Origin of the sequence: Klenkia marina, assembly GCF_900101025.1 — a bacterium.
GTDB classification, from domain to species: Bacteria; Actinomycetota; Actinomycetes; order Mycobacteriales; family Geodermatophilaceae; genus Klenkia; species Klenkia marina.
In genome coordinates, this window is record NZ_FMUH01000004.1 from 390414 (window position 1) to 398411 (window position 7998).

6 protein-coding genes and 1 rRNA gene are annotated in these 7998 nt (G+C 72.0%); all 7 read left to right on the forward strand.

Annotation, left to right across the window (positions count from 1 at the left end; genetic code table 11):
• The first annotated feature begins 10 nt into the window (after nt 1-10).
• The gene (locus BLP29_RS14340) at nt 11-1156 is read left to right on the forward strand and encodes a branched-chain amino acid aminotransferase (protein WP_092805569.1); all 1146 of its coding nucleotides are present in this window, start codon (nt 11-13) and stop codon (nt 1154-1156) included.
• A 1-nt stretch (nt 1157) separates the two neighbouring features.
• The gene (locus tag BLP29_RS14345; RefSeq protein WP_092805571.1) at nt 1158-2117 is read left to right on the forward strand and encodes a bifunctional riboflavin kinase/FAD synthetase; all 960 of its coding nucleotides are present in this window, start codon (nt 1158-1160) and stop codon (nt 2115-2117) included.
• 92 nt (nt 2118-2209) lie between these two features.
• On the forward strand, nt 2210-2479 hold the full coding sequence (rpsO, locus tag BLP29_RS14350; protein ID WP_091242986.1) for a 30S ribosomal protein S15: 270 nt from the start codon (nt 2210-2212) through the stop codon (nt 2477-2479).
• Nucleotides 2480-2738: 259 nt separating this feature from the next.
• Nucleotides 2739-4988, forward strand: a complete 2250-nt coding sequence (locus tag BLP29_RS14355) for a polyribonucleotide nucleotidyltransferase (protein WP_092805573.1) — start codon at nt 2739-2741, stop codon at nt 4986-4988.
• Nucleotides 4985-6367, forward strand: coding sequence for a M16 family metallopeptidase (locus BLP29_RS14360; protein WP_243469973.1), 1383 nt, complete (start codon nt 4985-4987; stop codon nt 6365-6367). The genes BLP29_RS14355 and BLP29_RS14360 overlap by 4 nt, the downstream gene beginning before the upstream one ends.
• 190 nt (nt 6368-6557) lie before the next feature.
• Complete coding sequence (gene dapB / locus BLP29_RS14365; protein ID WP_092805575.1) at nt 6558-7352, forward strand: 4-hydroxy-tetrahydrodipicolinate reductase; 795 nt, start codon at nt 6558-6560, stop codon at nt 7350-7352.
• Between the two features lie 452 nt (nt 7353-7804).
• A 16S ribosomal RNA gene (locus tag BLP29_RS14370) occupies nt 7805-7998 on the forward strand; the annotation flags it as partial.

The window sequence follows — 7998 nt, forward strand, 5'->3', positions numbered from 1 at the left end:
AGTGGGAGCCATGACCGACATCCTCGCCGACAGCCGCACCTCGTCCCGGGTCTTCGCCGAGGGTGTGCCGCTCGTGGTGGAGGAGGCCACGCGTCGCCCGGCCGCTGACCGCGAGCAGCTGCTGGCCGATCCCGGGTTCGGCAAGGTCTTCACCGACCACATGGTCGTGGCCCGCTACGTCGCCGGGCAGGGCTGGACCGAGGCGAAGGTCACCGGCTACGCGCCGCTGCAGCTGGACCCCAGCACCGCCGCCCTGCACTACGCGCAGTCGATCTTCGAGGGTCTGAAGGCCTACGCCCAGCCCGACGGCTCGGTCTCGGTGTTCCGGCCGGAGCAGAACGCCGCCCGCATGGCCCGCGGTGCCGTGCGCATGGCGATGCCGCCGGTCCCCGCCGAGGGCTTCATCGCCGCCGTCGACGCCCTGGTCGACGCCGACCGCGACTGGGTCCCCACCGGCCCCGACCAGACCCTCTACATCCGGCCCTACGAGCTGGCCGTCGAGCCCTTCCTGGGCGTCCGCCCGGCCACCGAGTACCTCTTCGTCGTCATCGCCAGCCCGGCCGGTGCCTACTTCCCGCGCGGGGTCCAGCCGGTCTCGGTGTACCTGTCCGAGGACTACATCCGGGCGGCCCCGGGTGGCACCGGCGACGTCAAGTGCGCCGGCAACTACGCCGCCAGCCTGCTGGCCCAGGAGCAGGCCATCGCCGCCGGCTGCGACCAGGTCGTGTGGCTCGACGCGACGGAGAAGAAGTACGTCGAGGAGATGGGCGGGATGAACCTGTTCTTCGTCCTCGGCTCCGGTCCCGACGCCGAGCTGGTCACCCCCGAGCTCACCGGCACGCTGCTGCCGGGCATCACCCGCGAGTCGCTGATCACCGTGGCGCAGGAGATGGGCCACCGCGTGACCGAGCGGCGGTTCTCCGTCGAGGAGTGGCGCGCCGGGGTGGCCGACGGCTCGATCACCGAGACCTTCGCCTGCGGTACCGCCGCGGTGATCACCCCGGTCGGCGAGGTCAAGGCCCGCACCGGGGACTTCACCGTCGGCGACGGCACGCCCGGGACGCTCACGATGGCGCTGCGCGAGCGGCTGCTGGACATCCAGCACGGGCGGGTCGCCGACGACCGCGGCTGGCGGCACACCGTCACCGCCGGCTGACGTGCGGCGCTGGCGCGGCCTGGAGGCCACCCCGGGCGACCTCGGCCGGGCGGTCGTCACGGTCGGCATGTACGACGGCGTCCACCGCGGGCACCAGCAGCTCATCGGCACGGCGGTCAGCCGCGCCCGGGCCCTGGGGCTGCCCGCCCTGCTGCTGACCTTCGACCCCCACCCGGCCGAGGTCGTACGGCCGGGCTCCCACCCGGCCATCCTCACCTCGGCCGACCGCAAGGCCGAGCTGGTGGGGGAGCTGGGCGTCGACGCCATGTGCGTGCTGCCCTTCACCCCCGAGTTCAGCCGGTTGTCCCCCGAGGGGTTCACGCACACGGTGCTCGTCGAGCACCTGCACGCCGCCGCCGTGGTGGTGGGGGAGAACTTCACCTACGGCCACCGCGCCGCCGGTGACGTCGCCTCGCTCACCCGCGAGGGCCGTCGGTTCGGCTTCGCCGTCGAGGGCCTGGATCTGGCGGCCGACACCGCCGGCGGAGGAGAGGTCACCATCTCCTCCACCTACATCCGGGCCTGCGTCGCGGCCGGCGACCTCGGCGCGGCGGCCCGCGCGCTGGGCCGCCCGCACCGGGTCGACGGCGTCGTGGTGAAGGGCGACCAGCGTGGCCGCGAGCTGGGCTACCCGACAGCCAACGTCGAGTCCCCGCCCTACACCGCGGTCCCCGCCGACGGGGTGTACGCCGGGCACCTGGTGCTCCGCGACCGCCGCGGCCGCAGCGGCAAGCGGTTCCCGGCCGCGGTCTCGGTGGGCACCAACCCGACCTTCCAGGGCACCCACCGCACGGTGGAGGCGTTCCTGCTCGACTGGTCCGGTGACCTGTACGGCGAGCACGTGGGCGTCGAGTTCGCGGAGCGGCTGCGCCCGATGGTCGCCTACACCGGGCCCGAGGCGTTGATCGAGCAGATGGACCGCGACGTGCTCGACGCACGCCGCATCCTGGGCACCGTGTAGCCTCGCCCCAGCGTCGGTCGTACCGACGCGTGTGCATGCTGCCCCCGTGACACCGACCGGGGGCCACACGTGACCTGCCCAGGAGGCACCACATGGCGCTCGACAGCGCGACGAAGAAGCAGATCATGACCGAGTACGCCACGGTCGAGAGCGACACCGGGTCCCCCGAGGTGCAGGTCGCGATGCTGACCCGACGGATCAGCGACCTGACCGAGCACCTCAAGATGCACAAGCACGACCACCACAGCCGGCGGGGCCTGCTCCTGCTGGTCGGCCGGCGCCGCCGGCTGCTGAACTACCTGGCGAAGACCGACATCAACCGGTACCGCTCGCTCATCGAGCGGCTGGGTCTGCGCCGCTAGCACGTCGAGGGGACCGCTCCGCACCGCGGAGACGGTCCCCTCTTCTCGTGCGGCACCCGCCGCACGGGCCCAGGCGGCTCCGCCCGGCCCCGGCCGCGCCCTCCGGCGCACGGCCCGGTCCTCGGTGGTGGTCCCCGGGACGCGGCAGGCACCAGCCCCGCGACCCGAGGACTTCGATCGACGACCGGTCCCGGGGACCACAGAGCACCGCCGCCGAACCAAGAGGGCGCCGCCGCATGCGGCGCAGGAAGAGGACACGATGTCCGCACCCACCACCGACGCCGTCGACTACGACGAGGACGGCGTGTACACCGTCTCCGCGACGATCGACAACGGGTCCTACGGGTCCCGCACCGTCACCTTCGAGACCGGCCGGCTGGCCAAGCAGGCCGCCGGCTCCGTCGTCGCCACCATGGGCGACACCACGCTGCTGTCGGCCACCACGGCCGGCCGCCAGCCCAAGGACCACTTCGACTTCTTCCCGCTGACGGTGGACGTCGAGGAGCGGATGTACGCGATCGGGAAGATCCCCGGCTCGTTCTTCCGCCGCGAGGGCCGGCCGTCCGAGGACGCCATCCTCACCTGCCGCCTGATCGACCGCCCGCTGCGCCCGACCTTCGCCAAGGGCCTGCGCAACGAGGTGCAGGTCGTCATCAGCGTGCTGTCGCTGGACCCCGACCACCTGTACGACGTGCTGGCCATCAACGGCGCCTCGGCGTCGACCCAGCTGTCGGGTCTGCCGTTCTCCGGCCCGGTCGGCGCCACCCGCGTGGCCCTGATCAACGGTCAGTGGGTCGGCTTCCCCACCCACACCGAGCTCGAGGACGCCGTCTTCGACATGGTCGTGGCCGGCCGGGTGCTGCCCGACGGCGACGTCGCGATCATGATGGTCGAGGCCGAGGCCACCGAGAAGACGATCGAGCTGGTCGCCGGTGGCGCGACCGCGCCGACCGAGGAGGTCGTGGCCCAGGGCCTCGAGGCCGCCAAGCCGTTCATCAAGGCGCTGTGCGACGCCCAGTCGGCCCTGGCCGGCAAGGCCGCCAAGCCCGAGGTCCACTTCCCGCGCTTCCTGGACTACCAGGACGACGTCTACGCCGCCGTCGAGGCCCACGCCACCGAGAAGCTCACCGCTGCCCAGGCGATCCCGGGCAAGGCCGAGCGCGACGACGCCACCGATGCCCTCAAGGACGAGGTCAAGGCCGCACTGGCCGACCAGTTCGAGGGTCGCGAGAAGGAGGTCTCCGGTGCCTTCCGCGCGGTGACCAAGAAGGTCGTCCGCCAGCGCATCCTGCGCGACAAGGTCCGCATCGACGGCCGCGGCGTCACCGACATCCGGCCGCTGTCGGCCGAGGTCGAGGTGCTCCCGCGGGTGCACGGCTCGGCGCTGTTCGAGCGCGGCGAGACCCAGATCATGGGCGTCACCACGCTGAACATGCTCCGCATGGAGCAGCAGCTGGACACCCTGAACCCGGTGACCCGCAAGCGCTACATGCACAACTACAACTTCCCGCCGTACTCCACCGGCGAGACCGGTCGCGTGGGCTCGCCCAAGCGCCGCGAGATCGGCCACGGCGCGCTCGCCGAGCGCGCCCTGCTGCCCGTGCTGCCCGACCGCGAGGAGTTCCCCTACGCGATCCGGCAGGTCTCGGAGGCCCTGGGCTCCAACGGCTCCACCTCGATGGGCTCGGTCTGCGCCTCCACCCTGTCGCTGCTCAACGCCGGTGTGCCGCTGCGCGCCCCGGTCGCCGGCATCGCCATGGGCCTGGTGTCCGACGAGGTCGACGGCAAGACGCAGTACGTCGCGCTGACCGACATCCTCGGCGCCGAGGACGCCTTCGGCGACATGGACTTCAAGGTCGCCGGCACCAAGGACTTCGTGACGGCGCTGCAGCTGGACACCAAGCTCGACGGCATCCCCTCCGACGTCCTCGCCGGTGCGCTGACCCAGGCCCGCGCGGCCCGGCTGCACATCCTCGACGTCATGCTCGAGGCCATCGACGGCCCCGACGAGATGAGCCCGTTCGCCCCCCGGGTGACCACGGTGCGCATCCCGGTCGACAAGATCGGTGCGGTCATCGGGCCCAAGGGCCAGATGATCAACGCGATCCAGGACGAGACCGGCGCCGACATCACCATCGAGGACGACGGCACCATCTACGTCGGTGCCTCCGACGGCCCCTCGGCCCAGGCCGCGGTCGACCGCATCAACGCGATCGCCAACCCGCAGCTGCCCAAGGTCGGCGAGCGCTTCCTGGGCACGGTCGTCAAGACCACCGCCTTCGGCGCCTTCGTCTCGCTGCTGCCCGGCCGCGACGGTCTGGTGCACATCAGCAAGCTGGGCAACGGCAAGCGCATCGCCAAGGTCGAGGACGTCGCGAACGTCGGCGACAAGCTGCAGGTCGAGATCACCGACATCGACGCCCGCGGCAAGATCAGCCTGGTCCCGGTCGTCGAGGGCGGTGCCTCCTCGGAGGAGCCGGCCGAGACCGCTGCACCTGCGGGTGAGTGACCACGGCTGACACCGGCCTGGACGGCACCGGGGTGGGTGGGGCTGCGGCCCTGCCCACCCCGGTGGCCGTCGGGCAGACCGAGGTGCTCGACGTCGACCAGTTCGGCGGGCGCGTCGAGCGCACCGAGCTCCCGGGTGGCCTGCGCGTCATCACCGAGGTGATGCCCGGCGTCCTGTCGGCCACGGTGGGCATCTGGGTCGGCGTGGGCTCCCGCGACGAGACCCCCGCCGTCTCGGGGTCCTCCCACTTCCTGGAGCACCTGCTGTTCAAGGGCACCCGCTCGCGCACGGCCCTCGAGATCGCCACGGCCATGGACGCCGTCGGTGGTGAGATGAACGCCTTCACCGCCAAGGAGCACACCTGCTACTACGCCAACGTCCTGGCCAGCGACCTCCCGCTGGCCGTGACGCTGCTCGGTGACCTGGTCACCGAGGCGCTCAACACCGCCCCGGACCTCGAGTCCGAGCGCACGGTGGTGCTCGAGGAGATCGCCATGCGCGACGACGAGCCCGCCGACGCGGTGCACGACCTGTTCGCCGAGACGCTCTTCGGCGACACCCCGTTGGGCCGGTCGGTGCTGGGCACCGTCGACTCCATCGAGGCGCTGACCCGCGAGGACGTCGACGGCTGGTACCGCAGCCGGTACGTGGCGCCGGCCATCGTGGTGTCCGCCGCCGGACGCGTCGACCACCAGCAGGTGCTCGACCTGGTGCGCACGGCGTTCGGCGACCGCCTGTCCGGCGGCGCACGACCCGAACCGCTGCGCACCGGGGACCCGGGCGCGGGCACGACCCCGCACCGAGCCACCGGGCTCATCCACCGACGCACCGAGCAGACGCACCTGCTGCTGGGCTCGGTCGGCCTGGGCCGGCTCGACGACGCGCGCTTCGCCGCCGCCGTGCTCGACGCCGCGGTGGGCGGAGGCATGAGCTCGCGGCTGTTCCAGGAGATCCGGGAGAAGCGCGGGCTCGTGTACAGCGTCGGGTCCTCCCTCACGCACTACGCGGGCACTGGGGTGTTCTCCGTCTACGCCGGCTGCGCGCCCAAGCGGGTGCCCGACGTCCTGCGGCTGGTCCGCGAGTGCCTGGGCGAGGTCGCCGCGCACGGGATCACCGACGAGGAGGTCCGGCGCGGCATCGGCCAGCTCCGGGGTGGGCTGGTGCTCGGCCTGGAGGACACCGGCTCGCGCATGAGCCGGTTGGGCAAGAGCGAGCTCTCCTACGGCGAGTACGTCCCCGTGCCCGAGGTGCTGGCCCGGCTCGACGCCGTGCGCCCGGACGACGTCCGTGTCGTGGCCGCCGACCTGCTCACCCGGCCCACCGCCCTGGCAGTGGTCGGGCCCTACCGGGAGAAGGACCTGGACCGGCTCTCGGCGTGAGGCCCGGGACGCCGTGGTCCGTCGGGCGCGGCGTCCCGGCCCACGGTGCCCCGGCCCGCGGAGCCCCGGCCCGCGGAGCCCCGGCCGCGGGGGCCTTGGCGGCCGCCGCGCGCGTGGCCGTCGCCCGAGGCCGTCCCGCAGGGTGATCGGCGGGCTTGCGCCCGTGACCCGTGCCGGTGAGAGTGCCGGCATGACCTCCAGCAACCCCTCCACCACCCCTGCGCCCGAGGCGCCGCTGACGTCGGTCGCCGTGCTCGGTGCCCGCGGCCGCATGGGGGTGGAGGTCTGCAAGGCCGTCGACGCCGCCGAGGACCTCGAGCTGGTCGCGATGGTCGAGGGCAGCGAGTGGTTGTTCAACGTCGCCGACGGCGGCGCCCAGGTGGCCGTCGACTTCACCCGGCCCGAGTCGGTCATGGAGAACATCCGCTTCTGCATCGACCAGGGCATCCACTGCGTGGTGGGCACGAGCGGGTTCGACGAGGAGAAGATCGCCACCGTCCGCGAGTGGCTCGCGCCCAAGCCCGAGCTCGGCGTGCTCATCGCCCCCAACTTCGGCATCGGCGCGGTCCTGCTGATGAGGTTCGCCGCGGAGGCGGCCCGCTTCTTCCCGTCGGTGGAGATCGTCGAGATGCACCACCCGGACAAGGTCGACGCCCCCTCGGGCACCGCGGCCCGCACCGCACAGGTGATCGGCCAGGCCCGCCGGGCCGCCGGCATGGGGTCGGCCCCCGACGCCACACGCGACGACGCGTCGCTGCCCGGTGCCCGCGGCGCCGAGGTCGACGGGGTCCCCGTGCACGCGGTGCGCCTGGCCGGTCTGGTCGCGCACCAGGAGGTGCTCATGGGCGCCACCGGCGAGACGCTGACCCTGCGGCACGACTCCTACGACCGCGCGTCGTTCATGCCGGGGGTGCTGCTGGCCGTGCGCGAGATCCAGCGCCGGCCCGGGCTCACCATCGGGATCGACGGTCTGCTCGGCCTCTGAATCGCCAGCAGGGCGGTGCCGAGGGGGCCTCCGGACGCCTCCGACACCTGCCCGACACGCCCGGGACAAGCCCTCGACACGTGACCTGCGTCGTAGACGGCGCCGATCCGGAAGCGTCCGACCTGCGCGTTCACCGCCGATGTGCCCCCGGGGCACCCCGACGGGCCACTCGGAGGACCCCCCGGGTTTGACGAGCCGCAACCGGGGGCGTAACTTTCTTTCTGCGCCGGGGACGACCGCGAGGCCGGGCCCGAAGCGCCGAAGCGTGACAACAAGCCAAGACATCGAAGGCCGTGAGGCTGGGGTTCTTGCGCGTCCGCTCTTTGAGAACTCAACAGCGTGCCGAAAGTCAGTGCCATATGTTTGATTCCCGCCTCCTTTGGGGGGTGGGTGTTGGGTTGATTGATATCGAGAGTGCCAACTCTTGGTTCTCGGCCTTGGATCGAAATTCATCTACGGAGAGTTTGATCCTGGCTCAGGACGAACGCTGGCGGCGTGCTTAACACATGCAAGTCGAACGATGAAGCCAGCTTGCTGGTGGATTAGTGGCGAACGGGTGAGTAACACGTGGGCAACCTGCCCCCGGCTCTGGGATAACTCCAAGAAATTGGTGCTAATACCGGATATTCACGCTTCCTCGCATGGG